Raw genomic sequence first — 1,652 nt, forward strand, 5'->3', positions numbered from 1 at the left:
TAACACCAAGCTTTTGAATTTGCTTATTAAGCTCATCTGTATCAACAAAATATTTGTCGATTATATCCTTGGCGTTTTGTGTTAGTTTCTCAGATGGACAAAACTCAAGAAGGTCAGGTCGGCATCTCTTGCAGGGGCGATATCCTGCACCTATTGCCTGTTGTTTGCTGTCAAAAAAAATCACATTATTTCTCAGTGGAGCTCTTGATTTGCAGGATGGTTTGCAAAAAATCTTTGTAGTTCGGACTGCGTAAAAGAACTTACCATCGCTATCGGCGTTATTTTCAATAACAGACTTCCATTTTTTTTCATCACTCATAATCATTATACCTTAATGCTTATCAATATAGTCTTGTAATTGTTCGTGCCACTGTACAGTATCGTATATCTGTGGCTCAGTTGTTTCGCCCATTAGAAGATCCATCAAATGTCTCGGTGTTTTGCCACCAATATGCATTGATTTGATACAGGAAACACAATATACGCAAACCTCCTTGCAAGGCATAGAGTCTGCTCGTTCCTTCATTTTTTGGTGAACCTTTTCAATTGGAAGCGAAGGATAAAAATTATCTCCACAGCACAGTGAATGCGTGCCGGAAAACTTTGTTTCTACAATATCAACGTTCATCTTTTTTAACAGATTACGTACAGCCTGATGCACCTGTGGTTTTTCACGTATAGGGCAGGCATCATGTACCGACATCTTTAAGCCCTTATAGTCAGGATACTTAAATGTATCCAATTTATCAAGTACTTCCCATATAGAGATTGTTGATATGCCATCGTATAAGCTCCTGAAACGTCTATCACAGCCAGCACATACATTGATAATCAATGAGCCTGCTTCAAGCTGTGGATCATGTTGACAACATATTTTATGCAATGCAACCTCCCCGTAATTTTCATTCAAAAACTTTAAAATTTTATTTTCCATTTCAGGCTTATATATACTTAAAGCACAGCCTGGATTAAAATATGTTTTTGTCATAATATATCTTCTCCTGTCTAAAAATGAATTTTATTAAATAACCTTTTGTTTACGTATCAATTGTAACAGTAGATAAACAAAAAATCTTCTTGATTTCGGATTTCTAATTTTTATTTTTTCTTTTAAGATTAAACTATAATGTCCTAAACTTAAATAAAACTTAATTTTATATCAAGTAAAATAAAAAAATAGTTGAAAGTTCAACTAAAATTTAATATACTATGCATATAGTTGAACTTTCAACTATATGAGGAGGTGTAACTATCAAAAAACTAGAAAACTATTTATTAAGAGAAATAGGGGTTTTATCAAGAACTATACATTATATAAGTGATGTAAAGTACAAGGAATTAAAATTACAAAAGGGGCAGTTTACTTTTTTAACTCGTATATGTGAAAACTCTGGGATTAGTTTTGTGGAACTGTCAAATATGCTTAAAGTTGATAAAACAACTACTACAAAAGCGGTAAATAAGCTAATTGATGCAGGTTATGTGTATAAAGAACTTGATGAACAGGATAAAAGAGGATACAACATAATGCCAACTGACAAAGCCTTAAAAATATATGATCTTATAATTGAAGAAGAAAATAGAAATATAGAGGTATGTTTTAAGAATTTTAGTGAAGAGGAAAAAGAGATGTCTATAGCTTTGATTGAAAA

General features: G+C 32.4%; 3 protein-coding genes. 1 reads left to right on the forward strand and 2 read right to left on the reverse strand.

Going from position 1 to position 1,652, the window contains the following annotated elements; translation table 11 throughout:
• Both VLM92_RS14075 and VLM92_RS14080 read right to left on the reverse strand, forming a co-directional pair.
• Nucleotides 1-325: Ada metal-binding domain-containing protein (locus tag VLM92_RS14075; RefSeq protein WP_325276958.1), on the reverse strand; the 325-nt coding region annotated here is incomplete at its 3' end.
• A gap of 6 nt (nt 326-331) precedes the next feature.
• Nucleotides 332-988, reverse strand: coding sequence for a (Fe-S)-binding protein (locus tag VLM92_RS14080; RefSeq protein WP_325276959.1), 657 nt, complete (start codon nt 986-988; stop codon nt 332-334).
• A 389-nt stretch (nt 989-1,377) separates the two neighbouring features.
• Here VLM92_RS14080 and VLM92_RS14085 point away from each other — a divergent pair.
• The coding region (locus VLM92_RS14085; protein WP_414708165.1) for a MarR family winged helix-turn-helix transcriptional regulator at nt 1,378-1,652 on the forward strand (275 nt) is incomplete at its 3' end.

It is taken from the genome of Romboutsia sp. (genome assembly GCF_035470145.1).
Classification (GTDB): Bacteria; Bacillota; Clostridia; order Peptostreptococcales; family Peptostreptococcaceae; genus Romboutsia_D.